Below are 26637 nucleotides of genomic sequence, written 5' to 3'. Positions count from 1 at the left end.
TGGAGCATGCAACTGAATTCCACCGAAATCAGCGAACTGATCAAGCAGCGCATTGCTCAGTTCAATGTTGTGAGTGAAGCTCACAACGAAGGTACTATTGTTTCTGTAAGTGACGGTGTTATCCGCATTCACGGCCTGGCCGATTGTATGCAGGGTGAAATGATCTCCCTGCCGGGTAACCGTTACGCTATCGCACTGAACCTCGAGCGCGACTCTGTAGGTGCGGTTGTTATGGGTCCGTACGCTGACCTTGCCGAAGGCATGAAAGTTAAGTGTACTGGCCGTATCCTGGAAGTTCCGGTTGGCCGTGGCCTGCTGGGCCGTGTGGTTAACACTCTGGGTGCACCAATCGACGGTAAAGGTCCGCTGGATCACGACGGCTTCTCTGCTGTAGAAGCAATCGCTCCGGGCGTTATCGAACGTCAGTCCGTAGATCAGCCGGTACAGACCGGTTATAAAGCCGTTGACTCCATGATCCCAATCGGTCGTGGTCAGCGTGAATTGATCATCGGTGACCGTCAGACCGGTAAAACCGCACTGGCAATCGATGCCATCATCAACCAGCGCGATTCCGGTATCAAATGTATCTATGTCGCTATCGGCCAGAAAGCGTCCACCATTTCTAACGTGGTACGTAAACTGGAAGAGCACGGCGCTCTGGCTAACACCATTGTTGTGGTAGCAACCGCGTCTGAATCCGCTGCACTGCAATACCTGGCGCCATATGCCGGTTGCGCAATGGGCGAATACTTCCGTGACCGCGGTGAAGATGCGCTGATCATTTACGATGACCTGTCTAAACAGGCTGTTGCTTACCGTCAGATCTCCCTGCTGCTCCGTCGTCCGCCAGGACGTGAAGCATTCCCGGGCGACGTATTCTACCTCCACTCTCGTCTGCTGGAGCGTGCTGCGCGTGTTAACGCCGAATACGTTGAAGCCTTCACCAAAGGTGAAGTGAAAGGGAAAACCGGTTCTCTGACCGCACTGCCGATTATCGAAACTCAGGCGGGTGACGTTTCTGCGTTCGTTCCGACCAACGTAATCTCCATTACCGATGGTCAGATCTTCCTGGAAACCAACCTGTTCAACGCCGGTATTCGTCCTGCGGTTAACCCGGGTATCTCCGTATCCCGTGTTGGTGGTGCAGCACAGACCAAGATCATGAAAAAACTGTCCGGTGGTATCCGTACCGCTCTGGCGCAGTATCGTGAACTGGCAGCGTTCTCTCAGTTTGCATCCGACCTTGACGATGCAACTCGTAAGCAGCTTGACCACGGTCAGAAAGTGACCGAACTGTTGAAACAGAAACAGTATGCGCCGATGTCCGTTGCGCAGCAGTCTCTGGTTCTGTTCGCAGCAGAACGTGGTTACCTGGCGGATGTTGAACTGTCGAAAATCGGCAGCTTCGAAGCCGCTCTGCTGGCTTACGTCGACCGTGATCACGCTCCGTTGATGCAAGAGATCAACCAGACCGGTGGCTACAACGACGAAATCGAAGGCAAGCTGAAAGGCATCCTCGATTCCTTCAAAGCAACCCAATCCTGGTAACGTCTGGCGGCTTGCCTTAGGGCAGGCCGCAAGGCATTGAGGAGAAGCTCATGGCCGGCGCAAAAGAGATACGTAGTAAGATCGCAAGCGTCCAGAACACGCAAAAGATCACTAAAGCGATGGAGATGGTCGCCGCTTCCAAAATGCGTAAATCGCAGGATCGCATGGCGGCCAGCCGTCCTTATGCAGAAACCATGCGCAAAGTGATTGGTCACCTTGCGCACGGTAATCTGGAATATAAGCACCCATACCTGGAAGAACGCGACGTTAAACGCGTGGGCTACCTGGTGGTGTCGACCGACCGTGGTTTGTGCGGTGGTTTGAACATTAACCTGTTCAAAAAACTGCTGGCGGAAATGAAGACCTGGACCGATAAAGGCGTTCAATGCGACCTCGCAATGATCGGCTCGAAAGGTGTGTCGTTCTTCAACTCCGTGGGCGGCAATGTTGTTGCCCAGGTTACAGGCATGGGGGATAACCCTTCCCTGTCCGAACTGATCGGTCCGGTAAAAGTGATGTTGCAGGCCTACGACGAAGGCCGTCTGGACAAGCTTTACATTGTCAGCAACAAATTTATTAACACCATGTCTCAGGTTCCGACCATCAGCCAGCTGCTGCCGTTACCGGCGTCAGATGATGATGATCTGAAACACAAATCCTGGGATTACCTGTACGAACCCGATCCGAAGGCGTTGCTGGATACCCTGCTGCGTCGTTATGTCGAATCTCAGGTTTATCAGGGCGTGGTTGAAAACCTGGCCAGCGAGCAGGCCGCCCGTATGGTGGCGATGAAAGCCGCGACCGACAATGGCGGCAGCCTGATTAAAGAGCTGCAGTTGGTATACAACAAAGCTCGTCAGGCCAGCATTACTCAGGAACTCACCGAGATCGTCTCGGGGGCCGCCGCGGTTTAAACAGGTTATTTCGTAGAGGATTTAAGATGGCTACTGGAAAGATTGTCCAGGTAATCGGCGCCGTAGTTGACGTCGAATTCCCTCAGGATGCCGTACCGCGCGTGTACGATGCTCTTGAGGTGCAAAATGGTAATGAGCGTCTGGTGCTGGAAGTTCAGCAGCAGCTCGGCGGCGGTATCGTGCGTACCATCGCAATGGGTTCCTCCGACGGTCTGCGTCGCGGTCTGGATGTAAAAGACCTCGAACACCCGATCGAAGTCCCGGTAGGTAAAGCGACTCTGGGCCGTATCATGAACGTACTGGGCGAACCGGTCGACATGAAAGGCGAGATCGGTGAAGAAGAGCGTTGGGCGATTCACCGCGCAGCACCTTCCTACGAAGAGCTGTCAAACTCTCAGGAACTGCTGGAAACCGGTATCAAAGTTATCGACCTGATGTGTCCGTTCGCTAAGGGCGGTAAAGTTGGTCTGTTCGGTGGTGCGGGTGTAGGTAAAACCGTAAACATGATGGAGCTTATTCGTAACATCGCGATCGAGCACTCCGGTTACTCTGTGTTTGCGGGCGTAGGTGAACGTACTCGTGAGGGTAACGACTTCTACCACGAAATGACCGACTCCAACGTTATCGACAAAGTATCCCTGGTGTATGGCCAGATGAACGAGCCGCCGGGAAACCGTCTGCGCGTTGCTCTGACCGGTCTGACCATGGCTGAGAAATTCCGTGACGAAGGTCGTGACGTACTGCTGTTCGTTGACAACATCTATCGTTACACCCTGGCCGGTACGGAAGTATCCGCACTGCTGGGCCGTATGCCTTCAGCGGTAGGTTATCAGCCGACCCTGGCGGAAGAGATGGGCGTTCTGCAAGAACGTATCACCTCCACCAAAACCGGTTCTATCACCTCCGTACAGGCAGTATACGTACCTGCGGATGACTTGACTGACCCGTCTCCGGCAACCACCTTTGCGCACCTTGACGCAACCGTGGTACTGAGCCGTCAGATCGCGTCTCTGGGTATTTACCCGGCCGTTGACCCGCTGGACTCCACCAGCCGTCAGCTGGACCCGCTGGTGGTTGGCCAGGAACACTACGACACTGCGCGTGGCGTTCAGTCCATCCTGCAACGTTATCAGGAACTGAAAGACATTATCGCCATCCTGGGTATGGATGAACTGTCTGAAGAAGACAAACTGGTGGTAGCGCGCGCTCGTAAGATCCAGCGCTTCCTGTCCCAGCCGTTCTTCGTGGCAGAAGTATTCACCGGTTCTCCGGGTAAATACGTCTCCCTGAAAGACACCATCCGTGGCTTTAAAGGCATCATGGAAGGCGAATACGATCACCTGCCGGAGCAGGCGTTCTACATGGTCGGTTCCATCGAAGAAGCTGTGGAAAAAGCCAAAAAACTTTAACGCCTTAATCGGAGGGTGATATGGCAATGACTTACCACCTGGACGTCGTCAGCGCAGAGCAACAAATGTTCTCTGGTCTGGTCGAGAAAATCCAGGTAACGGGTAGCGAAGGTGAACTGGGAATTTACCCGGGCCACGCACCGCTGCTCACCGCCATTAAGCCTGGTATGATTCGCATCGTGAAACAGCACGGTCACGAAGAGTTTATCTATCTGTCTGGCGGCATTCTTGAAGTGCAGCCTGGCAACGTGACCGTTCTGGCCGACACCGCAATTCGCGGCCAGGATCTCGACGAAGCGCGAGCCATGGAAGCGAAACGTAAGGCTGAAGAGCACATTAGCAGCTCTCACGGCGACGTAGATTACGCTCAGGCGTCTGCGGAACTGGCCAAAGCGATCGCGCAGCTGCGCGTTATCGAGTTGACCAAAAAAGCGATGTAACACCGGCTTGAAAAGCACAAAAGCCAGTCTGGAAACAGGCTGGCTTTTTTTTCGCGCGCCGCAGCGAGATTGGTTCTGCTATATCCTGCGCATTTTTATATCCCGCAATTAAACTCATTTTTATAATTACGCGAAATCCTTCGCTGATTTTCCTGTTTATTCATTGATCGAAATAAGAGCAAAAACATCAGCCTGACGCTTAAATGAAGGTGGTGTCTTACATTTATGAAGACAAAAGGCGTGACGATGGTCGAAAATGGCTCTTTCGCCAGCGGGGATAATCCGTTATTGAGCAATTTATCCCCTGTCCATTTCACGATGAAAAAAATGTAGTTTTTTCAATGTGAAGCGGTTTAAATTCGTTCTCAAATTACAGTCAGGACGCGTATGTTGAATAATGCTATGAGCGTAGTGATCCTTGCAGCAGGCAAAGGCACTCGCATGTATTCCGATCTTCCGAAAGTGCTGCATACCCTTGCCGGGAAAGCGATGGTTCAGCATGTCATTGATGCCGCGAATGAATTAGGTGCAGCGCACGTTCACCTGGTTTACGGCCACGGCGGCGATCTGCTTAAACAGGCGCTGAAAGATGACAACCTTAACTGGGTGCTTCAGGCAGAACAGCTGGGTACGGGTCATGCAATGCAGCAGGCCGCACCTTTCTTTGCCGATGATGAAGACATTTTAATGCTCTATGGCGACGTGCCGCTGATCTCTGTTGAAACACTCCAGCGCCTGCGTGATGCTAAACCGCAGGGCGGCATTGGCCTGCTGACAGTGAAACTGGATGATCCGACCGGTTATGGACGTATCACCCGTGAAAACGGCAAAGTTACCGGCATTGTTGAGCACAAAGATGCCACCGACGAGCAGCGTCAGATTCAGGAAATCAACACCGGCATTCTGATCGCCAACGGCGCAGATATGAAACGCTGGCTGGCGAAGCTGACCAACAATAACGCTCAGGGCGAATACTACATCACCGATATTATTTCGCTGGCGTATCAGGAAGGACGTGAAATCGTTGCCGTTCACCCGCAACGTTTAAGCGAAGTTGAAGGCGTGAATAACCGCCTGCAACTCTCTCGTCTGGAGCGCGTTTACCAGTCCGAACAGGCTGAAAAACTGTTGTTAGCAGGCGTTATGTTGCGCGATCCAGCCCGTTTTGATCTGCGCGGTACGCTAACTCACGGGCGCGATGTTGAAATTGATACTAACGTTATCATCGAGGGCAACGTTACTCTCGGTAATCGCGTGAAAATCGGCACCGGATGCGTGATTAAAAATAGCGTGATTGGCGATGATTGCGAAATTAGCCCGTATACCGTAGTGGAAGATGCTAATCTGGCAGCAGCCTGTACCATCGGCCCGTTTGCCCGTCTGCGCCCCGGTGCTGAGTTGCTGGAAGGCGCACACGTCGGTAACTTCGTTGAGATGAAAAAAGCGCGTCTGGGTAAAGGTTCGAAAGCCGGTCATCTGACTTACCTGGGCGATGCGGAGATCGGCGATAACGTTAACATCGGTGCGGGAACCATTACCTGCAACTATGATGGAGCGAATAAATTCAAAACCATTATCGGCGATGATGTCTTTGTCGGTTCCGACACCCAGCTGGTGGCTCCTGTAACGGTGGGTAAAGGTGCGACGATTGCTGCCGGTACAACTGTGACGCGTAATGTTGGCGAAAACGCCCTGGCGATCAGCCGCGTGCCGCAGTCGCAAAAAGAAGGCTGGCGTCGTCCGGTAAAGAAAAAGTAATTCTGGCTGGGTAAATCCGGCCTCCAGGGATGAGGAGATAACATAATCTCCCTCCCACAAGCAGTAACTATAAAAATAACCCCACTCTCTACAAGGCTCGGGGCGCCCGAAAAAACGGGCATACAGGTTGACCGACAACGATATAAACCGGAATCAAAAACTATGTGTGGAATTGTTGGCGCGATCGCGCAACGTGATGTAGCAGAAATCCTTCTTGAAGGTTTACGTCGTCTGGAATACCGCGGTTATGACTCTGCTGGTCTGGCCGTTGTTGACGCAGAAGGTCATATGACCCGTCTGCGTCGTCTCGGTAAAGTCCAGATGCTGGCTCAGGCAGCGGAAGAACATCCTCTGCATGGCGGTACGGGTATTGCTCATACTCGCTGGGCGACGCACGGCGAACCTTCAGAAGTGAATGCGCATCCGCATGTTTCTGAACACATTGTGGTGGTGCATAACGGCATTATCGAAAATTATGAACCGCTGCGTGAAGAGTTAAAAGCGCGTGGTTATACCTTCGTGTCTGAAACCGACACCGAAGTTATTGCTCATCTGGTGAACTGGGAACTGAAACAGGGCGGCACTCTGCGTGAAGCTGTTCTGCGCGCTATTCCGCAGCTGCGTGGCGCTTATGGCACGGTAATTATGGATACCCGTCACCCGGATACCCTGCTGGCGGCGCGTTCTGGTAGTCCGTTGGTGATTGGCCTCGGTATGGGCGAAAACTTTATCGCTTCTGACCAGCTGGCGCTGCTGCCAGTGACTCGTCGCTTTATCTTCCTCGAAGAAGGCGATATTGCCGAAGTGACTCGCCGTTCGGTAACCATCTTCGATAAATCAGGCGCGGAAGTGAAACGTCAGGATATCGAATCCAATCTGCAATATGACGCGGGCGATAAAGGTATTTACCGTCACTACATGCAGAAAGAGATCTACGAACAGCCGAACGCGATCAAAAACACCCTTACCGGGCGTATCAGCCACGGCCAGGTGGATTTAAGCGAGCTGGGGCCGAATGCGGATGAACTGCTGTCGAAGGTTGAGCATATTCAGATCCTCGCCTGCGGTACTTCTTATAACTCCGGTATGGTTTCCCGCTACTGGTTTGAATCGCTGGCAGGTATTCCGTGCGACGTCGAAATCGCCTCTGAATTCCGCTATCGCAAATCTGCAGTACGCCGCAATAGCCTGATGATCACCCTGTCGCAGTCTGGCGAAACCGCGGATACCCTGGCTGGCCTGCGTCTGTCGAAAGAGCTGGGTTACCTTGGTTCGCTGGCAATCTGTAACGTTCCGGGTTCTTCTCTGGTACGTGAATCCGATCTGGCGCTGATGACTAATGCGGGTACTGAAATTGGCGTGGCGTCCACCAAAGCATTCACCACTCAGTTAACCGTGCTGTTGATGCTGGTGGCGAAACTGTCTCGCCTGAAAGGTCTGGATGCCTCCATTGAGCATGATATCGTGCATGGTCTGCAGGCGCTGCCGAACCGTATTGAGCAGATGCTGTCTCAGGACAAACGAATTGAAGCCCTGGCGGAAGATTTCTCTGACAAACATCACGCGCTGTTCCTGGGCCGTGGCGATCAGTACCCGATCGCGCTGGAAGGCGCATTGAAGCTGAAAGAGATCTCTTACATTCACGCTGAAGCCTACGCTGCAGGCGAACTGAAACACGGTCCGCTGGCGCTGATTGACGCGAATATGCCGGTTATCGTCGTTGCACCGAACAACGAACTGTTGGAAAAACTGAAATCCAACATTGAAGAAGTTCGTGCGCGTGGCGGTCAGTTGTACGTCTTCGCCGATGAGGATGCAGGTTTTGTCGGTAGCGATAACATGCACATCATCGAGATGCCGCATGTGGAAGAGGTTATTGCACCGATCTTCTACACCGTTCCGCTGCAGCTACTGGCTTACCACGTCGCGCTGATCAAAGGCACCGACGTTGACCAGCCGCGTAACCTGGCAAAATCGGTTACGGTTGAGTAATTAATGGATGCCCTGCGTAAGCAGGGCATGTGACTGCTGACAAACGCAAAACTGCCTGATGCGCTACGCTTATCAGGCCTACGTGGTTACTGCAATATATTGAATTTGCACTATTTTGTAGACCGAATAAGAGGTTCACGCCGCATCCGGCATGAACAACGCGCACTTTGTCAATAATCTGATGCCCTGCTTTCGCAGGGCATTTTTCGATCCCCTCTCTCATCGTCTCATCTTCAGCTATTTTTAAACTGTCACAGAAAGAAAATTTTTCTGCCAAGCTATTGTCACTTTCACTTCTAACTTATTGATTTTTCACCAGCCAAAAAGAGTTTTCTTTCGTGTCATAAAACTGTCATAAACCTTACATATAACTGTCACCTGTTTGTCCTATTTTGCTTCTCGTAGCCAACAAACAATGCTTTATGAATCCTCCCAGGAGACATTATGAAAGTTATGCGTACCACCGTCGCAACTGTTGTCGCCGCGACCTTATCGATGAGCGCTTTCTCTGTATTTGCAGAAGCAAGCCTGACAGGCGCAGGTGCAACCTTCCCTGCGCCGGTGTATGCCAAATGGGCTGACACTTACCAAAAAGAAACCGGTAATAAAGTTAACTACCAGGGCATTGGTTCTTCCGGTGGCGTAAAACAGATTATCGCCAATACCGTTGATTTCGGTGCTTCTGACGCGCCGCTGTCTGACGAAAAACTGGCTCAGGAAGGTCTGTTCCAGTTTCCGACCGTAATTGGCGGCGTGGTGCTGGCGGTTAACCTGCCTGGTCTGAAATCTGGTGAACTGGTTCTGGATGGTAAAACCCTCGGTGACATCTACCTGGGTAAAATTAAAAAGTGGGATGACGAAGCGATCGTCAAACTGAATCCGGGTCTGAAACTGCCTTCACAGAACATCGCCGTGGTGCGCCGCGCAGATGGCTCCGGGACTTCCTTCGTCTTCACCAGCTACCTGGCAAAAGTGAACGAAGAGTGGAAAAACAAAATTGGTTCTGGCTCTACCGTAAACTGGCCAACCGGTCTGGGCGGCAAAGGTAATGACGGTATTGCTGCGTTCGTTCAGCGTCTGCCGGGTGCGATTGGTTACGTTGAATATGCTTACGCTAAACAGAACAACCTGGCGTACACCAAACTGATCTCCGCTGATGGTAAACCGGTTAGTCCGACCGAAGAAAACTTCGCCAATGCGGCAAAAGGCGCAGACTGGAGCAAAACATTCGCTCAGGATCTGACCAACCAGAAAGGCGAAGATGCGTGGCCTATTACCTCTACCACGTTCATTCTGATCCACAAAGATCAGAAGAAACCAGAACAAGGCACAGAAGTGCTGAAGTTCTTCGACTGGGCGTACAAAACCGGGGCTAAACAGGCGAACGACCTGGATTATGCCAGCCTGCCGGATAGCGTAGTTGAACAGGTTCGCGCTGCGTGGAAGACCAATATTAAAGACAGTAGCGGTAAGCCGCTGTACTAATAAAACTCCAGGCCGGATGAGGCGTTAACGCCGCATCCGGCATTACAAAATGACTTTGTAAACGCGTTTAACTGAAGAGTAACTTATGGCTGCAACCAAGCCTGCTTTTAACCCACCGGGTAAAAAGGGCGACATAATTTTCAGCGTGCTGGTAAAACTGGCGGCGCTGATTGTGCTATTGATGTTGGGTGGCATTATTGTCTCTCTGATCATCTCCTCCTGGCCGAGCATTCAGAAATTTGGTCTGGCTTTCCTGTGGACCAAAGAGTGGGATGCACCGAACGATATCTACGGGGCGCTGGTGCCGATCTACGGTACGCTGGTGACTTCGTTTATCGCGCTGCTGATCGCCGTTCCGGTGAGTTTCGGTATCGCCCTGTTCCTGACTGAGCTTGCGCCTGGCTGGCTGAAACGCCCGCTGGGTATCGCCATTGAGTTGCTGGCAGCCATTCCAAGTATCGTTTACGGCATGTGGGGCCTGTTTATCTTCGCGCCGCTGTTTGCTGTTTACTTCCAGGAGCCGGTCGGCAATATCATGTCGAATATCCCGATTGTCGGCGCGCTGTTCTCCGGCCCGGCCTTTGGTATCGGTATCCTCGCAGCAGGCGTGATCCTCGCCATCATGATCATTCCGTACATTGCGGCAGTTATGCGCGATGTGTTTGAACAAACCCCGGTGATGATGAAAGAGTCGGCCTACGGTATCGGCTGCACCACCTGGGAAGTTATCTGGCGTATCGTTCTTCCGTTCACCAAAAATGGGGTCATCGGCGGCATTATGCTGGGTCTGGGGCGCGCGCTCGGTGAAACTATGGCGGTGACCTTTATCATCGGTAACACCTACCAGCTCGACAGCGCCTCTCTGTACATGCCGGGCAACAGTATCACCTCTGCGCTGGCCAACGAATTTGCGGAAGCGGAATCCGGTCTGCACGTTGCCGCACTGATGGAACTGGGCCTGATCCTGTTTGTGATTACCTTCATCGTCCTCGCTGCATCGAAATTTATGATTATGCGCCTGGCTAAGAATGAGGGGGCTCGCTAATGGCTATGGTTGAAATGCAAACCACTGCGGCGCTGGCAGAATCCCGCCGCAAAATGCAGGCGCGTCGCCGTCTCAAAAATCGTATTGCACTGACGCTCTCGATGGCGACGATGGCCTTCGGTCTGTTCTGGCTGATCTGGATTTTAATGTCCACCATCACTCGCGGTATCGATGGTATGTCGCTGGCGCTGTTCACTGAAATGACGCCGCCGCCAAATACGGAAGGCGGTGGTCTGGCGAACGCCCTGGCGGGTAGCGGGCTGTTAATTTTGTGGGCCACGGTATTCGGTACGCCGCTGGGCATTATGGCGGGGATTTATCTGGCGGAATATGGTCGTAAATCCTGGCTGGCAGAAGTGATTCGCTTTATTAACGACATTCTGCTCTCCGCGCCGTCGATTGTGGTTGGTCTGTTTGTTTACACCATCGTGGTGGCGCAGATGGAGCACTTCTCCGGCTGGGCGGGTGTGATTGCACTGGCGCTGTTACAGGTGCCGATTGTTATCCGCACCACCGAGAACATGCTGAAACTGGTGCCGGACAGCCTGCGTGAAGCGGCTTATGCGCTGGGTACGCCGAAGTGGAAGATGATCTCCGCGATTACGCTGAAAGCGTCGGTGTCCGGGATTATGACCGGTATCCTGCTGGCGATTGCCCGTATTGCTGGTGAAACCGCGCCGCTGCTGTTTACCGCGCTCTCCAACCAGTTCTGGAGCACGGACATGATGCAACCGATCGCCAACCTGCCGGTAACGATCTTTAAGTTTGCGATGAGTCCGTTTGCGGAATGGCAGCAACTGGCCTGGGCCGGGGTGTTGATCATTACCCTGTGCGTACTGCTGCTGAACATTCTGGCGCGCGTTGTATTTGCGAAGAATAAACACGGTTAACACTTTGCCGGATGCGGCGTGAACGCCTTATCCGGCCTACGGTAAGCCTGATTAGCGAAGTGCATCAGGCACGATGAGGAAAAGATTGCAATGAGTATGGTTGAAACTGCCCCGAGTAAAATTCAGGTTCGTAATTTGAACTTCTACTACGGCAAATTCCATGCCCTGAAAAACATCAACCTGGATATCGCTAAAAACCAGGTTACGGCGTTTATCGGGCCGTCCGGCTGCGGTAAATCGACGCTGCTGCGTACCTTCAACAAAATGTTTGAACTGTATCCAGAGCAGCGCGCGGAAGGTGAAATTCTGCTCGATGGCGACAACATCCTGACCAACACTCAGGATATCGCTCTGCTGCGTGCGAAAGTGGGCATGGTGTTCCAGAAACCGACGCCGTTCCCGATGTCCATTTACGACAATATCGCCTTTGGCGTGCGTCTGTTTGAGAAGCTCTCCCGTGCTGACATGGACGAGCGCGTGCAGTGGGCATTGACCAAAGCCGCATTGTGGAACGAAACCAAAGATAAATTGCACCAGAGCGGTTACTCTCTCTCTGGCGGTCAGCAACAGCGTCTGTGTATTGCGCGTGGTATCGCCATTCGCCCGGAAGTGCTGCTGCTCGACGAACCGTGTTCGGCGCTCGACCCCATCTCTACCGGGCGTATTGAAGAGCTGATCACCGAACTGAAGCAGGATTACACCGTGGTGATCGTAACCCACAACATGCAGCAGGCCGCGCGTTGTTCCGACCACACGGCGTTTATGTATCTGGGCGAATTGATTGAGTTCAGCAACACGGACGATCTGTTCACCAAGCCAGCGAAGAAACAAACAGAAGACTACATCACCGGTCGTTACGGTTGATTCAGGAGTGCGTTATGGACAGTCTCAATCTTAATAAACATATTTCCGGCCAGTTCAACGCCGAACTGGAAAGCATCCGCACGCAGGTGATGACCATGGGCGGCATGGTGGAGCAGCAACTTTCTGATGCAATCACCGCGATGCACAACCAGGACAGCGATCTGGCGAAGCGGGTCATCGAAGGCGATAAAAACGTCAACATGATGGAAGTGGCAATCGATGAAGCCTGCGTGCGCATTATTGCCAAACGTCAGCCGACGGCGAGCGACCTGCGTCTGGTTATGGTTATCAGTAAAACCATTTCCGAACTGGAGCGTATTGGCGACGTGGCGGATAAAATCTGTCGCACTGCACTGGAGAAATTCTCCCAGCAGCATCAGCCGTTGCTGGTAAGCCTGGAATCACTGGGGCGTCACACTATCCAGATGTTGCATGACGTGCTGGACGCGTTTGCGCGCATGGATATTGACGAAGCGGTGCGTATTTATCGTGAAGATAAAAAAGTCGATCAGGAGTACGAAGGGATTGTTCGTCAGTTGATGACCTACATGATGGAAGATTCGCGCACCATTCCGAGCGTACTTACTGCGTTGTTCTGCGCACGTTCAATCGAACGTATTGGCGACCGCTGCCAGAATATCTGCGAGTACATCTTCTACTACGTGAAGGGGCAGGATTTCCGCCACGTCGGTGGTGATGAGCTGGATAAATTGCTGGCAGAGAAAGATTCGAAAGCGTAACGCAAACTGTAGGCCGGATAAGGCGTTTACGCCGCATCCGGCAATCTGCGAGTACGAAATCAGCCCGGAGAAATGCTCACCGGGTTTCTTTATTTATCGCGTAATATCCCATCCCCTGGCCTTCCAGAGTGCAGGTAACTGCGCCAACTCGGTAAAAGTGGTGACTTTCGGATGAACGATCGGCTTATTGTGCGGGTCAGCGCAGAAGTAAAACACCTCCATACCGGCATCGATTCCTGACTGCGCATCGGCGCTGGAGTCATCGACCAGAATGCAGTTTTCAACGTTCACATTCATCGCTTTTGCCGCATGGAACATTAACGCCGGGTCGGGCTTCCAGCGTTGGATGTCATAGCCACTGAACAACTTTTCCGGGAAATAGTGCAGCATATTGAGCTTACCAAGCGAATGCTGCATCTTGCTGACCGGACCGTTAGAGACGACGCACATCGGCACTTTCACACTAGCCAGCAATTCGTTCGCTCCTGCAATCACCTCAAGCTCGCTATCAAACAGGCGCGCCACTTCCGCACGGTAAACGTGTTCGGCATCGGCACGGACTATTTCTACGCCCTGTTCTTTGCTAATGATGTCGATGATTTCGTAGAGTTTTACGCCTTTAAAGCGGGTAAAAATTTCTTCAAGGTCAACGTTAATGCCAAATTCCCTGAACATCGTGACATAGGCTCGAGAGCAAATAACCTCACTGTCGACCAGCGTACCGTCGCAGTCGAAAAATACCGCTTCTATCTGGGACATGTCTTTCCTTTATCGTTAGTTTAACGTTTTCGTCAGGCATATTCGCATGACGCAATCGTTGCCGTATAAGCAAATACAATGAAAAAAAGTTATCTTCAGCCGTCCATATTGTCTCATTTTGGTATACGATAGCGACGTATTTTCCCTCCTTGTTCGGAAATAGATAATGAGTCAACAACACACAACCCAGGCTTCTGGCCAGGGGATGCTGGAACGCGTGTTTAAACTGCGCGAACATGGCACGACGGCACGGACCGAAGTGATCGCCGGTTTTACCACCTTCCTGACGATGGTTTACATCGTTTTTGTTAACCCGCAAATTCTCGGCGTTGCTGGCATGGACACCAGCGCCGTCTTCGTCACCACCTGTCTGATTGCTGCGTTCGGCAGTATTCTGATGGGGCTGTTTGCTAATCTTCCAGTTGCGCTAGCACCAGCTATGGGCCTGAACGCATTCTTCGCCTTTGTCGTTGTGCAGGCGATGGGCTTACCGTGGCAGGTCGGGATGGGTGCAATCTTCTGGGGCGCAATTGGTCTGCTGTTACTGACAATCTTCCGTGTTCGCTACTGGATGATTGCCAACATTCCGGTGAGTCTGCGTGTGGGGATCACCAGCGGTATCGGCCTGTTCATTGGCATGATGGGGCTGAAAAACGCAGGTGTGATTGTCGCTAATCCGGAAACGCTGGTGAGTATCGGTAATCTGACTTCTCACAGTGTGCTGCTGGGTATCCTCGGCTTCTTCATCATCGCCATTCTGGCTTCACGTAACATTCACGCAGCGGTGCTGGTTTCTATCGTGGTGACAACGCTGCTGGGCTGGATGTTGGGTGATGTGCACTACAACGGCATTGTCTCCGCGCCGCCGAGCGTGATGACCGTGGTGGGGCATGTGGATTTAGCTGGTTCATTCAACCTCGGACTGGCTGGCGTGATTTTCTCTTTCATGCTGGTTAACCTGTTTGACTCCTCCGGTACGCTGATTGGCGTGACTGATAAAGCAGGTCTGGCGGATGAGAAAGGTAAATTCCCGCGCATGAAGCAGGCGCTGTATGTCGATAGTATCTCTTCCGTGACCGGTTCGTTTATCGGCACTTCTTCTGTTACGGCGTATATTGAATCTTCTTCCGGCGTTTCCGTTGGTGGACGTACTGGTCTGACGGCAGTGGTTGTTGGTTTGCTGTTCCTGCTGGTTATCTTCCTGTCGCCGCTGGCGGGGATGGTGCCTGGCTACGCCGCGGCTGGCGCGCTGATTTACGTTGGCGTACTGATGACATCAAGTCTTGCGCGTGTGAAATGGCAGGATCTCACCGAATCCGTTCCGGCGTTTATTACTGCCGTGATGATGCCGTTTAGCTTCTCGATTACCGAAGGTATTGCGCTGGGCTTTATCTCCTACTGCGTGATGAAAATCGGTACAGGCCGTCTGCGCGACCTTAGCCCGTGCGTGATTATCGTGGCGCTGCTGTTTGTGCTGAAAATTGTCTTTATCGACGCCCACTAAAATCGATAGCGCCTTAAAAACCCGCCATGCATGATTGCTGGCGGGTTTTTTATTTAGATCTTAACGCGTTGAATAAACTCTCCAAATGCGGTCAACTGCCCGGTCAGGTGGTCTAGCGTTCCCTGATCAATCACTTCTCCTGTCTGCGGATCGACTTTGTTCTGAATCACACCGCCCATAAACTCTGGTTTGTTCATCACCATTGCATCCAGGAAGACCAGAATCTGGCGCAGATGATACTGACAGCGTGCGCCGCCAATTACGCCCATTGAGCTGGTCTGAATCAACACCGGTTTACCGGCCAATGGCTGATCGGGCAGGCGGGAAAGCCAGTCGATGGCATTTTTCAGTCCACCCGGCACCGAGTAGTTATATTCCGGCGTCACGATCACCACACCATCTGCCTGACGAATCTGTTCCGCCAGAGCTTCAACCGTTGCTGGAAAACCGTCTTCCTGCTGTACGTCTGCGTCATATAAGGGAATGTCAGCAATAGATGGCAACGCGTTAACTTCCATACCCGCTGGGGCAATTTTCGGCAGCGTACGTGCAACCATGCCATTAAATGAACCTTTGCGCAGGCTTCCCAATAACGTAACCACCTTCAATTTTTCAGACATGATGACTCCTGTGGTTGTCTATCAATTTGGCAAAAATGACTTCACGGTAGAGAGCTGGGCAAAACGCATCATCCGGCTGGTTGGATTATTGGCGCGGCTGTGAATATCCGGCAGGCTTTTCCAGCCTTGCTTGCCATCAAACTCCCAGACATTGAGCTTTTCAATCGCTGGGCTGACCGCCACGGACCATACCAGCACTTCCTCTGCGTCGCATATCGCTTCTACATGATTTACATGGGCACATTTCAGGCGTCCCGCAATGGGCATCAACTGCAGATTTCGCGGGTCGTCATTCAAAACATCACCGGTAAGTTTTAGCACGCTTCGGCGCAGCGTGATGAGCTGCGCTCGCGCTTCGTTAGGATCGTTTTGCTTACTGATCCATAGTGATTCATTGCTGGAAAAAGCATGGTTATCGGGCGCGTGAGGGCTATGAAACCCGCGAGTCGCGCGCTGTAGTTCCATATCGAGGCCACATTCACCTTCAGTTGTTAACGCCACTCCGACCATGTTTCCGGCATAGGCTATTGAAAATGATGGTAAATTTTTATCGTGGAAAACCGGTTTTCCTTTAGCCTGGGTGACGATTTCCGGCAATTCACTAATGCCGTACAGCAAGAACATCAGTTCTGCGAGTAAACCTCTGGACGCCAGGAAACGGCTTTGACGATGAGGGGGAAGATTTAGGGCTTCTTGATGACACTGGGAGGGTAGACGAACAGATATCAGGTGTCCTTCCGTTAAAATCCCTCGGGCAAAGTGAGTCGCCATTTTTCGCTCCATGCTTAATGGTCCATTATGAATACAGAGTAATCATTTACTAAAATTATGGACAGACTAAAGCGGCGAAAAGTTCGATTCAGACAAATTTATTACATGTTTTTTACATTTTATCGCGAAATGTGGTCGCATTTTATACGATTTAATTATGCCATCGAGGCGTAAAGATTTTTAATGGTTTCCCGTAACCAGACGATCTTCGGGTTATGGCTGTTCCGTTTGTGCCACAGCAGAGTAAACGGCACTTCCAGCTTTTTTTGCTGGATTTCGTCAAACGGGAGAGGGAGTGCAACCAGTGGAAGCTGGTGGAGTTGGTTGTAGTACTGACAGTAGCGCGGTGCGGTCGCCAGTAGCAGATTGTCGGGCTGCGCCGCCATAAATAGTGACAGCTCGAATTCCGGCAGACTCATGGCAATCGTGCGTTCGCGTCCTGATTCCTGCAACACATTGTCCAGCGCCCAGGTATCGCTCAGTTCCCAGCAAATGCTGATATGTGGATAACGTAAAAAAGTATCCAGATCCCATTCTTCACGCAGCGCCGGATGATCTTTGCGCAACCAGACGCACGGTAAGTCTGTAAATAATACGTCATAATCAATAGACAACGGCAGAAGACTAAGCTGTTCTCGCGAGCGGGGGTGGCTTTCTCGTCCGGTAAAGCCGATATCCACTTCGCCACGAATAATTGCATCCAACGAGTCATAATCCCAGTTGCGCAGTTTAATCGTCGCCTGTGGGTAACGCTGGTAAATATGTTTCGACAGCGCATTAAACATAATCATCATCAGCGGCGATTCTGCTGCCAGCTCAAACTTCAGACCACGTGGCGTTTGGTGGTGCGGTTTATCCAGCAGCAGATTGCTCATTTGCATCCACTCCGCCAGATTTTGCTCCATGCTGACCATCAGCGGCGTTGGCGTCAGGCCCAGCGGTGAGTTCACAAAGAGCAGGTCATCAAACCATATCCGAAGCTTTGCCAGAGATTTGCTCACCGCCGAAGGCGTCACGTTCATCCGTTTCGCCGCTTTGGTCACGCTGCGCTCCTGCATCAGCAGTTGCAGGCAGAGCAGCAAATTCAAATCAAGTGTGGTGATGGATTTCTTCATGAGCGGTAACGGGGCGTCCAGGCGCGACGAGCATAATCAGCAACAGGCTCACTATGCTACAGGCAATCAGAATCCCGATCAGCATATTCCATGCGCCTACGCCGACTACCGCCGCTAGCCAAATCCACAGTGATGAACCGCAAACCTGTGCAATCCCTAATGTCGAACTGGCTACGCCCGCGCGTAATGAAAACGGCCCTAATGCCTGACTCATTGCCACGCCGAATCCCACCGAAAAACCAGCGCAAATCAACGTGATGCCAAACAGCGAAACTGCATGGGAAGGCGAAACCGCAAGGATGATTCCCGCCGCCAGAAATAACACCTGCGAGGTGATCATCAACGTACGTGGCTTAAAAATTCCCAGCGCAAATGGCGTAGAAAATGAAACGGTCATGCTGACGCCAGCGGTCAACGCCATAATGGTGGCGTATTCTCCGCGCGCAAAGCCCATGATTTCCATCAGCAATACTGGCGACGTATTCACGAAGGTAAGGATGACTGAGACGCTGAGGGTGGTGATAAGCACTCGGCTGAGGAAAAAGCGGTTAAGCAACGACTCGGTATTTTCTCGTGTTTTGCCCGAAGCGGCAGGTGCCGCAGGGCGGGTTTCTTTTAAAATAAACAATGACAACATGAGTACCGCGACACCCATCAGCGCCATTACCCAGAACAGGCTCTGCCACGGGTACTTAAGCATAATCAGGTGGCCAAGCACTGGCGCTAACACCGGAATGATGCAGGTAATGCCGTTGAGTAATGACAGCACTTTTGCCCGACGTCGATCGTCCAGCGTGTCGCGTAAAATCGCGAATGCCACTACGTAACAACAGCCCGCGCCGAGTCCCTGCAGAAAGCGTCCTGCAAGAAATAACGCACTGGTTTCAGCCAGTGAACAGAGCACAGAGGCGATAATAAATAGCGCCGCTCCGGGGATGGCGACAGGTTTTCTCCCTGAACGGTCGGCCACTTTACCGGCAAATAACATTGCTGCTGCCATCCCCGCAAGGTAAACGGAGAACGCAATATGCAACTGCGCTTCGCTGGCATTGAGATCGGCGGCGATGCGCGGTAAGCCGACCAGGTACATATCAATACCTGCGGGATAGAGTAAAACCAGGGCAAAACTACAAATTAAAAAGCGGGACATGGGATAAAGCGTCCTGACGGGAAGGTGACGCAAAGCATACGTGGTGAAGGAGAATCAGGCGAGTTGCCATTTGGACAAAAGAGATTTCCTTTCAGGCAAGAACCCCGTGGATGGCTGGCTTCAGGTTGTTGATAAAGTGCACTTTATTCATGCCGGATGCGGCGTGGACGCCCTATCCGGCCTACGAAAATACGCAAATTCAAAACATTACAGAGATAAGGTAGGCCTGATAAGCGTAGCGCATCAGGCAATTTTACGTTTGCCATCAGTCTTAAGCCAGCGAATGACCGCTGGCTTCTTTAAGGGCTTAGCCAAATTTAGGTAACACGTTAAAGACGTTGCCGAACCAGCACAAAATCACGGTGATACCAAAGATAATGACAATCGCCGGAATAAGATTGCCGCCCCAGACCGTGAATATCTGATTGGGAAACTTCTTGCGAGCTTTGATTGCCAGTACCGCAGGGATAATGACCGCCCAGATGGTGGCGCACAGTCCGGCACCGCCAATCCCGTAAATAAAGCCATTCGGGAAGACGAGATACAACAAAGCGGGTGGCAGGAAGGTTAACAGCACGGTTTTGAAACGTCCGCCGTGGGAGTTATCAATCTTAAACAGATCCGCCAGGTAATCGAACAGCCCAAGCGTGACGCCAAAAAACGAACTGGCGACAGCTAAATTGGAGAACACCAGCAGGCAAAATTCGATAATGCCATGCTGTTTGGTGCCGAGGAACGTTTTTACCAGTGAATCAACGTTGCCGCCCGAGGAGATGATCGCTTTAAAACTTTCTCGCGAGATATTCCCCATCGTGCAATAAAGCCAGAAGAGATAAATCACCAGTGCCAGCAGCGAGCCGAAAACCACGCTTTTGATTAGTTTATCTTTCTTTTTGCCATAGCAAATAATCAGACTGGGAATATTGCCGTGGAAACCAAATGACGCCAGACACACCGGCAAAGCCATAAAGATATACGGGAAGTAAGACGTCCCCGCCGTCGTGCTGGTGGAATCGCGCAGAATGGAATAATCGACCTGGAAGAAGAAAGAACCAAACACGATCACAAAGGAGATAATCTTCAGCCCGAGGAACAACGAGGTAATACGACTGGCGGCTAAAGAGCTTATCCACAATACGCTGGCAACGAAAATGGCCGTACAGATCCCGACAATGCGTGGATTAGCGTGATAACCCAAATTCATCGATATCGTTTCGCTAATGATTGCGCCGTTAGCAGAGATATAAGCATAAGTGAGAATATAGAGAACGAAGGCAACGGTAATACCGCTAATAATGTTCCAGGTGTTGCCAATTAAATCTTTGGTGATGGTGTTAAAACTGGAGCCGACGGGATAATTTAAGTTTGCTTCTAATAATAATAGCCCTGAATGTAACATTGAAAACCAGGCGATAATAAGAATAAAAGCGCCCCAAAAAAACCAGGCACCGGCAAGGTCAACAGGTAAAGCAAACATCCCACCGCCAATTACTGTACCGGCTATAACCATAACACCCCAAAATGCAGAGTGCTTTTTTTCTGATTGATCAGTCATGATGCCACCTTTAGAGGAAGGCTATTTTTGTTATTGAGGATGTAGGGGAAATAGAGTGGCTAACATCCTTATAGCCACTCTGTAGTGTTAATTAAACTTCTTTCAGTTTTGCGGTGAAGTGACGCAATACTTTTGGTTCGTAGGTAAAGGTTAATCCTTTAATATTTGTCGCGTTCTCTTTCACATGTTTGAAGGCTTCAATAATGAAGTCCATATGTGTTTGGGTATATGTTGCGCGTGGAATGGTTAAACGCAGCAGTTCTGCCGGGCAAGGCAGTTGTTTACCGGTTTTCGGATCGCGACCTAACAGGAAGGAACCAATTTCTACCGCACGGATACCGGCAACTTTATACAGCTCGCACGCCAGTGCCTGTGCCGGGAATTGATCTGCCGGGATATGTGGCAACAGTTTACCGGCATCAACGAACGCCGCATGACCGCCCGCCTGCTGGCATACTACGCCAATCTCTTCCAGACCATCGACCAGATACTGCACCTGCGCAATACGATAAGCCAGCCAGTCATGGTTCATGCCGTCATACAGCCCCACCGCCAGACGCTCCATCGCACCGCCTTCCAGACCACCATAAGTCGGGAAGCCTTCCTGCACTACGCACAGCGTTCTGCATTCGGTGTAGACATCGAAGAAGCTGTCGTCTTTCACGCACAGCAGGCCGCCCATCGGCACCATCGCATCTTTCTTGGCGGACATCGCCAGCATATCGGCATATTTATAGGTTTCGCGAGTGATCTGCTCGATAGTCCAGTCTTTATATTCCGCTTCACGCTGTTTGATGAAATAGGCGTTTTCGGCAAAGCGTGCGGAGTCCATTACCACCGGAATATCGTATTTCTTCGCAATGCTGTACATCGCTTTCATATTTGCCAGTGAAACCGGCTGGCCGCCTGCGGAGTTGCTGGTAATGGTCGCAACGATATACGGCACGTTATTCGGGCCAACTTCTTCAATACCGCGTTCTAATCCTTCGAGGTCAAAGTTGCCTTTAAAGTCGTAACGTACGCCAGTATCGAAGGCTTCTTTGATATAGACGTTACGCACGGTACAGCCGTTAATCTGGCTATGGCCCTGAGTGGTATCGAAGAAATAGTTAGAGAACGCCACCATTTTGCTGCGATCCAGACCTTTTTCCTGCTCGCGTTTTTTAATCAGTACTGGAATATAGATTTGCTCTGCGCCACGGCCCTGGTGGGTCGGAATAGTATATTGATAACCAAAGATATTTTTTACTGACTCGGCTAACGCATAGTAGCTGCGGCTGCCACTGTAGGCTTCGTCGCCGCGCATCATCGCAGCCTGCATACTCTGCGTTACCGCCCCGGTGCCGCTGTCGGTCAGTAAATCGATAAACACATCTTCGCTATCCAGCAGGAACGGATTCATACCAGATTTAATAATCGCTTCTTCACGGTAAGCGCGAGTCGTACGTTTTACTGGCTCAATAACACGAATGCGGAACGGTTCAGGGAGATGTTTAAAGTTTTCCATTGCATAATCCTTCATTTATTTTAATTACAGTGACCCCTGTGAATATTGCGTCTGCAATAACCATTAATTCACCATAATTATGTATACGAGTACATTTATTTAGACGAGCAAATAGATAAAACAATAATGGCTTGTCTAAAAGGTAAAATTAAGGCATGGCAAACTAATAGATCACATTGAATCTAATTGGTTTGGCTCTGGTGATGGCTACAGAAGGGCAAATTAAGGGCGGTGATCGACAATCTTGTTGTCAATATTGAACCACTTTGAGGTCACACATATATGTAAGATATTCATAATGCACTTATCCTCGAAAGACATGTTGCTACACTATTACATTAAGATTTTTATATCTATTCCTAAGTTTATTAAATGTGAATCGAATCACAATCGTTCGAGATGCATTATTAAATGTTTTTTTTCAGAAAAATACGCGGCATTAAAATTTTAATGTTTATAAGATGAATTGATTAATAAAAAGAATGCAAACAGGAAAACAAAGCCGCATCCTGACTACCAGATGCGGCTTCGTAAGTGCGGTTACTTACCGATACAGAAGCTGGAGAAAATCCGCCCCAGTAGGTCGTCAGAGGTAAACTCCCCGGTAATCTCGCTCAAGTTCTGCTGCGCCAGGCGCAGCTCTTCCGCCAGCAATTCGCCCGCCCATGCGCCCAACAGCTGTGCTTTACCTTGCTGCAAATGCTCCGCTGCCTGTTCCAGTGCCTGTAGGTGGCGACGACGCGCCAGGAAGCCGCCTTCCATGTTGGTGTCAAAGCCCATGCTCTGTTTGAGATGGTTACGCAGCACGTCCACACCTTCACCAGTTCTTGCCGAGAGACGAATTAACGCGTGACCGTTCACTTCGCTCATTCCCAGCGTTTCGCCGGTGATATCGGCTTTATTGCGCACGACGGTGATCGGTAGTTTCGCAGGCAGACGGGCGATAAATTCCGGCCAGATCTCTGCCGGATCCACGGCGTCTGTCGTGGTGCCATCGACCATAAACAGCACGCGGTCGGCCTGTTCAATTTCCTGCCACGCACGCTCGATACCAATACGTTCCACTTCGTCACTGGCTTCACGTAGCCCGGCGGTGTCGATGATATGCAGCGGCATTCCGTCAATGTGGATATGCTCACGCAGCACGTCACGCGTGGTTCCGGCGATATCAGTTACGATCGCCGCTTCACGGCCCGCCAGCGCGTTTAACAGGCTCGATTTACCGGCGTTAGGACGTCCGGCAATCACCACTTTCATCCCTTCGCGCAACAGGCTGCCCTGACGAGCTTCGGCGCGTACCGCGTCAAGATCGGCAATCACGTCATTGAGCTGGGCTTCAATTTTGCCGTCGGAGAGGAAATCGATCTCTTCATCGGGGAAATCAATCGCCGCTTCGACGTAAATACGCAGGTGGGTAAGGGCTTCTACCAGATGATTAACCCGTGCGGAGAACGCGCCTTGCAGCGAATTAAGCGCCGAACGGGCTGCCTGTTCCGAGCTGGCATCGATCAGATCGGCAATCGCTTCTGCCTGGGCTAAATCAAGTTTATCGTTAAGAAACGCGCGTTCTGAAAACTCGCCAGGGCGGGCAATTCGCAGGCCGGGAATGGTCAGAATACGTTTTAACAGCAGGTCGAGGATCACCGGACCGCCATGACCCTGCAGTTCCAGCACATCTTCGCCGGTGAACGAGTTCGGGCCAGGGAACCATAGCGCAATCCCCTGATCGAGCACGCTGCCGTCGGCGTCTTTAAACGGAAGATAATCGGCGTAGCGCGGCTTAGGCAGTTTACCCAGCACGGTTTCGGCAACTTCACGGGCTTTGAGGCCGGAGATGCGCAGGATGCCAACGCCGCCACGTCCCGGAGGCGTGGCCTGGGCTACGATAGTGTCATTATCGCTCATGATGTTCCTGTTGCTTTGTGTGGCGGATGCGCGGTGCTTATCCGCCCTACGAAAAGAAAAAAGGCGGTCAACTGACCGCCCTTATTTTAGCGAAAACTCACCGAATCAGGATTTTTTCTTCTCGCGGCTATGCAGGCCACGTTTTTCCAGACCACGGTAAATCAGCTGCTGCTGAATAATGGTAACCAGGTTGCTGACGATATAGTACAGCACCAGACCTGACGGGAACCACAGGAAGAACACGGTGAAGATGACCGGCATAAAGGTCATGATCTTCTGCTGCATCGGGTCGGTCACAGTGGTCGGCGACATCTTCTGAATGAAGAACATCGTTACGCCCATCAGGATCGGCAGGATGTAGTACGGGTCCTGTGCAGACAGGTCATGGATCCACAGTGCAAACGGCGCCTGACGCAGTTCAACGGAACCCATCAGCATGTAGTACAACGCCAGGAAGATTGGCATCTGGATAATCAGCGGGAAGCAGCCGCCCAGCGGGTTAACCTTCTCAGCTTTGTACAGCGCCATCATTTCCTGGCTGATACGCTGTTTGTCATCGCCCAGACGCTCACGCATAGCCTGAATCTTCGGCTGCAGCATACGCATCTTCGCCATGGAGGTGTACTGCGCTTTGGTCAGCGGGTACATGATGCCACGAACGATAAAGGTGATGATGATAATGGAGAAGCCCCAGTTACCCACAAAGCTATGGATCCATTTCAGCAGTTTGAACAGCGGCTGAGAAATGAACCACAACCAACCGTAATCAACGGTCAGATCCAGGTGCGGAGCAACAGCTGCCATTTTGTCCTGGATTTCTGGGCCAACCCACAGGGTGCTGTTCATCGCGCCAGTCTGACCAGGCTGAACCAGTACCGGCTGAGATTTATAGCCGATAGCGGCGATGCCGTTACCCAGATTAGCAGTGTAGAAGTTGTTGGTGCCGTCGTTATGCGGGATCCACGCAGTCGCGAAATACTGTTGCAGCATCGCCACCCAACCACCTTTCGAAGAGATGTTCAGGTTTTCGTTATCGGCAATGGTATCGAACTTGTATTTCTCGTACTTCTCGTCAGGCGTGGAGTACGCTGCGCCACGGAAGGTATGCAGTGCGAAGTTGCTGCTTCCAGTGTCGAGATGCGGTGGCAGATTGATGGATTGCTTCAACTGACCAAAGGTGGAGATCTCCAGCGGTTTTTCGCCAGCGTTCTGCACGTTGTAGTTGACGTTGACAGCGTAATCACCACGTTTCAGGACAAACGTTTTGGTAAACGTGTTGCCTGCCGCGTCGGTATACGTCATCGGCACCTGCAGTTCGTTTTGGCCTTCAGCCAGCACATAAGCGTCTTTTTCAACGTTATACAGCGGACGCGGGCCGTTAGCCGGGTTATCCGGGCCATCACGACCGGTCAGACCGCTCTGTGCCTGATAAATAAACTGCGGTGAAGTTTCCAGCAGCTGGAACGGCTGGGTAGAGTTCAGCTCTTTCGGGTAAGCCGGGAGCAGAGCCTGTTCAACATCACCACCACGGGTGTTGATGGTCAGATCAAGCACGTCGGTCTTAACCGAAATCAGTTTCCCCTGGCCACTGGCCGGTACGCCCTGGTCGGCGGCGCTACCCGCTGCGGTGGTCGTTGTCTGCGTGGTCTGTTGGGCCTGAGGTTGCGGGTTTTTATCCTGCTCCCAAGCTTGCCAGATCATGAAAGACACGAACAGCAAAGCGATGACTAAAAGATTGCGTTGCGAATCCATCGTTAGTGTTCTCTGGTATCAAATGGTCCGGGCGGGACGGGATCGTCACCACCAGGGTGTAAAGGGTGGCATTTTAATACGCGTTTCACCGTCAACCAACTGCCTTTTATCACTCCAAACCTGCGCAATGCCTCAATTCCGTAGCTTGAACAGGTTGGAGTGAAACGACAATGCGGCCCGAGTAGCGGACTAATCAGGCGTTGATAGACCCGAATGAGGGCTATCAGGACCCGCGAGCCAGGCGACAGTGGCGGCGCCATAATTTTTCCAACGCTTCCGAGAGAGCACGGTTATCGAGGTCGGCAACCCCTTTTTTCGCCACCACCACGAAATCCATAGCCGGGAGTTCATGTTGGCGCAGACGGAAGCTTTCACGCGTCAGACGTTTAATCCGATTGCGTTCATGCGCGCGTCGAACGTTTTTCTTGGCGACAGTAAGACCGATACGGGGATGCCCCAGCGAATTCAGGCGGCCGAGAATGGTAATTTGCGGCGTGCCAGCCCGTTGTGGCTGCTGGAAGACGAATGTGAATTGACTGGGAGTTAACAAACGTAACTCCCTGGGAAATGCGAGCTTAACCACGCAGGGGTTAGCTATATTACTTAGAAACGGTCAGACGAGCGCGGCCTTTAGCACGACGACGTGCCAGAACCTGACGACCATTTTTAGTAGCCATACGAGCACGGAAGCCGTGAGAACGGTTGCGCTTCAGTACAGACGGTTGAAAAGTGCGTTTCATGGCGATTTCTACCTAAACTTGAATAAATTCAATGGCTTTATTGGATATCCGCCGAAAAATGAAACGATGGACACCGAAGCCATGGGTGATTAAAGAGGCCGGATTGTAATAATTGTACACTCCGGAGTCAATTCTCTTTCCTTATTTACCGCGCTTTTCCGCACCTTTTCGCTG

At 51.6% G+C, this 26637-nt stretch carries 25 protein-coding genes; 12 read left to right on the top strand and 13 right to left on the bottom strand.

Going from position 1 to position 26637, the window contains the following annotated elements; genetic code table 11:
• Positions 1 to 6 precede the first annotated feature (6 nt).
• The 11 genes from atpA (at position 7) to phoU (ending at position 13085) form a co-directional block, all read left to right on the top strand.
• The gene (atpA, locus tag D9738_RS21330) at positions 7 to 1548 is read left to right on the top strand and encodes a F0F1 ATP synthase subunit alpha (protein ID WP_001176745.1); all 1542 of its coding nucleotides are present in this window, start codon (positions 7 to 9) and stop codon (positions 1546 to 1548) included.
• A gap of 50 nt (positions 1549 to 1598) precedes the next feature.
• Complete coding sequence (gene atpG / locus D9738_RS21325) at positions 1599 to 2462, top strand: F0F1 ATP synthase subunit gamma (protein WP_000896501.1); 864 nt, start codon at positions 1599 to 1601, stop codon at positions 2460 to 2462.
• Positions 2463 to 2488: 26 nt separating this feature from the next.
• Positions 2489 to 3871: a F0F1 ATP synthase subunit beta gene (gene atpD / locus D9738_RS21320; protein ID WP_000190506.1), complete on the top strand. Its 1383-nt coding sequence runs from the start codon at positions 2489 to 2491 to the stop codon at positions 3869 to 3871.
• 20 nt (positions 3872 to 3891) lie between these two features.
• Complete coding sequence (locus D9738_RS21315; protein ID WP_001251965.1) at positions 3892 to 4311, top strand: F0F1 ATP synthase subunit epsilon; 420 nt, start codon at positions 3892 to 3894, stop codon at positions 4309 to 4311.
• A 387-nt stretch (positions 4312 to 4698) separates the two neighbouring features.
• Entirely contained in the window at positions 4699 to 6069 is a 1371-nt protein-coding gene (gene glmU / locus D9738_RS21310) for a bifunctional UDP-N-acetylglucosamine diphosphorylase/glucosamine-1-phosphate N-acetyltransferase GlmU (RefSeq protein ID WP_130261122.1), read from the top strand.
• Between the two features lie 162 nt (positions 6070 to 6231).
• Complete coding sequence (gene glmS, locus D9738_RS21305; RefSeq protein ID WP_130261121.1) at positions 6232 to 8061, top strand: glutamine--fructose-6-phosphate transaminase (isomerizing); 1830 nt, start codon at positions 6232 to 6234, stop codon at positions 8059 to 8061.
• Positions 8062 to 8505: 444 nt separating this feature from the next.
• Positions 8506 to 9546, top strand: coding sequence for a phosphate ABC transporter substrate-binding protein PstS (pstS, locus tag D9738_RS21300; protein ID WP_130261120.1), 1041 nt, complete (start codon positions 8506 to 8508; stop codon positions 9544 to 9546).
• A gap of 85 nt (positions 9547 to 9631) precedes the next feature.
• Positions 9632 to 10591, top strand: coding sequence for a phosphate ABC transporter permease PstC (pstC, locus tag D9738_RS21295; protein WP_000741620.1), 960 nt, complete (start codon positions 9632 to 9634; stop codon positions 10589 to 10591).
• A complete protein-coding gene (pstA, locus tag D9738_RS21290) occupies positions 10591 to 11481 on the top strand; it encodes a phosphate ABC transporter permease PstA (RefSeq protein ID WP_001251991.1) in 891 nt (296 codons plus the stop codon). The genes pstC and pstA overlap by 1 nt, the downstream gene beginning before the upstream one ends.
• 90 nt (positions 11482 to 11571) lie before the next feature.
• Positions 11572 to 12345: a phosphate ABC transporter ATP-binding protein PstB gene (gene pstB, locus D9738_RS21285; protein WP_000063126.1), complete on the top strand. Its 774-nt coding sequence runs from the start codon at positions 11572 to 11574 to the stop codon at positions 12343 to 12345.
• A 14-nt stretch (positions 12346 to 12359) separates the two neighbouring features.
• Entirely contained in the window at positions 12360 to 13085 is a 726-nt protein-coding gene (phoU, locus tag D9738_RS21280) for a phosphate signaling complex protein PhoU (RefSeq protein ID WP_130206818.1), read from the top strand.
• A gap of 93 nt (positions 13086 to 13178) precedes the next feature.
• Here the strand turns inward: phoU and yieH are convergent, their stop codons facing one another.
• Entirely contained in the window at positions 13179 to 13844 is a 666-nt protein-coding gene (gene yieH, locus D9738_RS21275) for a 6-phosphogluconate phosphatase (protein WP_130261119.1), read from the bottom strand.
• 166 nt (positions 13845 to 14010) lie between these two features.
• Here yieH and adeP point away from each other — a divergent pair, with 166 nt between their 5' ends.
• Positions 14011 to 15348 carry an adenine permease AdeP gene (gene adeP, locus D9738_RS21270; RefSeq protein ID WP_064525932.1) on the top strand — a complete coding sequence of 446 codons (1338 nt, stop codon included), beginning with the start codon at positions 14011 to 14013 and terminating at the stop codon, positions 15346 to 15348.
• A 53-nt stretch (positions 15349 to 15401) separates the two neighbouring features.
• On the opposite strand, the gene yieF is transcribed toward adeP, so the two are convergent.
• From yieF to rpmH, 12 genes are all read right to left on the bottom strand, one after another.
• On the bottom strand, positions 15402 to 15968 hold the full coding sequence (gene yieF / locus D9738_RS21265; RefSeq protein WP_130235770.1) for a class I chromate reductase YieF: 567 nt from the start codon (positions 15966 to 15968) through the stop codon (positions 15402 to 15404).
• 21 nt (positions 15969 to 15989) lie between these two features.
• Positions 15990 to 16739, bottom strand: a complete 750-nt coding sequence (locus D9738_RS21260) for a 4'-phosphopantetheinyl transferase superfamily protein (protein ID WP_130206812.1) — start codon at positions 16737 to 16739, stop codon at positions 15990 to 15992.
• A 155-nt stretch (positions 16740 to 16894) separates the two neighbouring features.
• Complete coding sequence (gene yidZ / locus D9738_RS21255; protein ID WP_130261118.1) at positions 16895 to 17854, bottom strand: HTH-type transcriptional regulator YidZ; 960 nt, start codon at positions 17852 to 17854, stop codon at positions 16895 to 16897.
• Complete coding sequence (mdtL, locus tag D9738_RS21250) at positions 17829 to 19004, bottom strand: multidrug efflux MFS transporter MdtL (RefSeq protein WP_130261117.1); 1176 nt, start codon at positions 19002 to 19004, stop codon at positions 17829 to 17831. The genes yidZ and mdtL overlap by 26 nt, the downstream gene beginning before the upstream one ends.
• Before the next feature lie 307 nt (positions 19005 to 19311).
• Positions 19312 to 20559, bottom strand: coding sequence for a low affinity tryptophan permease TnaB (tnaB, locus tag D9738_RS21245; RefSeq protein WP_130261116.1), 1248 nt, complete (start codon positions 20557 to 20559; stop codon positions 19312 to 19314).
• A gap of 91 nt (positions 20560 to 20650) precedes the next feature.
• Entirely contained in the window at positions 20651 to 22066 is a 1416-nt protein-coding gene (tnaA, locus tag D9738_RS21240; protein WP_130206804.1) for a tryptophanase, read from the bottom strand.
• A 222-nt stretch (positions 22067 to 22288) separates the two neighbouring features.
• Complete coding sequence (gene tnaC / locus D9738_RS21235; protein ID WP_001364348.1) at positions 22289 to 22363, bottom strand: tryptophanase leader peptide; 75 nt, start codon at positions 22361 to 22363, stop codon at positions 22289 to 22291.
• A 243-nt stretch (positions 22364 to 22606) separates the two neighbouring features.
• Positions 22607 to 23971, bottom strand: coding sequence for a tRNA uridine-5-carboxymethylaminomethyl(34) synthesis GTPase MnmE (gene mnmE, locus D9738_RS21230; RefSeq protein WP_001282361.1), 1365 nt, complete (start codon positions 23969 to 23971; stop codon positions 22607 to 22609).
• A gap of 105 nt (positions 23972 to 24076) precedes the next feature.
• Positions 24077 to 25723, bottom strand: coding sequence for a membrane protein insertase YidC (gene yidC / locus D9738_RS21225; protein ID WP_064525945.1), 1647 nt, complete (start codon positions 25721 to 25723; stop codon positions 24077 to 24079).
• 2 nt (positions 25724 to 25725) lie between these two features.
• Positions 25726 to 25983 (bottom strand): membrane protein insertion efficiency factor YidD, encoded by a 258-nt coding sequence (gene yidD, locus D9738_RS21220; protein ID WP_001307474.1) that lies wholly within the window; start codon positions 25981 to 25983, stop codon positions 25726 to 25728.
• A complete protein-coding gene (gene rnpA / locus D9738_RS21215) occupies positions 25947 to 26306 on the bottom strand; it encodes a ribonuclease P protein component (RefSeq protein WP_000239730.1) in 360 nt (119 codons plus the stop codon). Before rnpA ends, yidD begins: the two co-directional genes overlap by 37 nt.
• A 16-nt stretch (positions 26307 to 26322) precedes the next feature.
• Complete coding sequence (gene rpmH, locus D9738_RS21210) at positions 26323 to 26463, bottom strand: 50S ribosomal protein L34 (protein WP_000831330.1); 141 nt, start codon at positions 26461 to 26463, stop codon at positions 26323 to 26325.
• Positions 26464 to 26637: the final 174 nt, after the last annotated feature.

It is taken from the genome of Escherichia sp. E10V5 (assembly GCF_004212315.1).
In the GTDB taxonomy this organism is placed as follows: Bacteria; Pseudomonadota; Gammaproteobacteria; order Enterobacterales; family Enterobacteriaceae; genus Escherichia.
The sequence above is the reverse complement of the archived record's forward strand: the minus strand, read 5'-3'. Positions and strand labels throughout refer to the sequence as shown.

Excerpts from the sequence above, each read along its gene's own strand:
- yidD (WP_001307474.1), bottom strand. The coding sequence starts at position 25,983 with ATGGCGCCGCCACTGTCGCCTGGCTCGCGGGTCCTGATAGCCCTCATT.
- pstS (WP_130261120.1), top strand. The coding sequence starts at position 8,506 with ATGAAAGTTATGCGTACCACCGTCGCAACTGTTGTCGCCGCGACCTTA.
- mnmE (WP_001282361.1), bottom strand. The coding sequence starts at position 23,971 with ATGAGCGATAATGACACTATCGTAGCCCAGGCCACGCCTCCGGGACGT.
- D9738_RS21315 (WP_001251965.1), top strand. The coding sequence starts at position 3,892 with ATGGCAATGACTTACCACCTGGACGTCGTCAGCGCAGAGCAACAAATG.
- adeP (WP_064525932.1), top strand. The coding sequence starts at position 14,011 with ATGAGTCAACAACACACAACCCAGGCTTCTGGCCAGGGGATGCTGGAA.
- tnaA (WP_130206804.1), bottom strand. The coding sequence starts at position 22,066 with ATGGAAAACTTTAAACATCTCCCTGAACCGTTCCGCATTCGTGTTATT.
- tnaB (WP_130261116.1), bottom strand. The coding sequence starts at position 20,559 with ATGACTGATCAATCAGAAAAAAAGCACTCTGCATTTTGGGGTGTTATG.
- atpD (WP_000190506.1), top strand. The coding sequence starts at position 2,489 with ATGGCTACTGGAAAGATTGTCCAGGTAATCGGCGCCGTAGTTGACGTC.
- pstA (WP_001251991.1), top strand. The coding sequence starts at position 10,591 with ATGGCTATGGTTGAAATGCAAACCACTGCGGCGCTGGCAGAATCCCGC.
- D9738_RS21260 (WP_130206812.1), bottom strand. The coding sequence starts at position 16,739 with ATGGCGACTCACTTTGCCCGAGGGATTTTAACGGAAGGACACCTGATA.
- yieH (WP_130261119.1), bottom strand. The coding sequence starts at position 13,844 with ATGTCCCAGATAGAAGCGGTATTTTTCGACTGCGACGGTACGCTGGTC.
- pstB (WP_000063126.1), top strand. The coding sequence starts at position 11,572 with ATGAGTATGGTTGAAACTGCCCCGAGTAAAATTCAGGTTCGTAATTTG.
- pstC (WP_000741620.1), top strand. The coding sequence starts at position 9,632 with ATGGCTGCAACCAAGCCTGCTTTTAACCCACCGGGTAAAAAGGGCGAC.
- phoU (WP_130206818.1), top strand. The coding sequence starts at position 12,360 with ATGGACAGTCTCAATCTTAATAAACATATTTCCGGCCAGTTCAACGCC.
- yidC (WP_064525945.1), bottom strand. The coding sequence starts at position 25,723 with ATGGATTCGCAACGCAATCTTTTAGTCATCGCTTTGCTGTTCGTGTCT.
- glmU (WP_130261122.1), top strand. The coding sequence starts at position 4,699 with ATGTTGAATAATGCTATGAGCGTAGTGATCCTTGCAGCAGGCAAAGGC.
- yidZ (WP_130261118.1), bottom strand. The coding sequence starts at position 17,854 with ATGAAGAAATCCATCACCACACTTGATTTGAATTTGCTGCTCTGCCTG.
- mdtL (WP_130261117.1), bottom strand. The coding sequence starts at position 19,004 with ATGTCCCGCTTTTTAATTTGTAGTTTTGCCCTGGTTTTACTCTATCCC.
- atpA (WP_001176745.1), top strand. The coding sequence starts at position 7 with ATGCAACTGAATTCCACCGAAATCAGCGAACTGATCAAGCAGCGCATT.
- rpmH (WP_000831330.1), bottom strand. The coding sequence starts at position 26,463 with ATGAAACGCACTTTTCAACCGTCTGTACTGAAGCGCAACCGTTCTCAC.
- atpG (WP_000896501.1), top strand. The coding sequence starts at position 1,599 with ATGGCCGGCGCAAAAGAGATACGTAGTAAGATCGCAAGCGTCCAGAAC.
- glmS (WP_130261121.1), top strand. The coding sequence starts at position 6,232 with ATGTGTGGAATTGTTGGCGCGATCGCGCAACGTGATGTAGCAGAAATC.
- yieF (WP_130235770.1), bottom strand. The coding sequence starts at position 15,968 with ATGTCTGAAAAATTGAAGGTGGTTACGTTATTGGGAAGCCTGCGCAAA.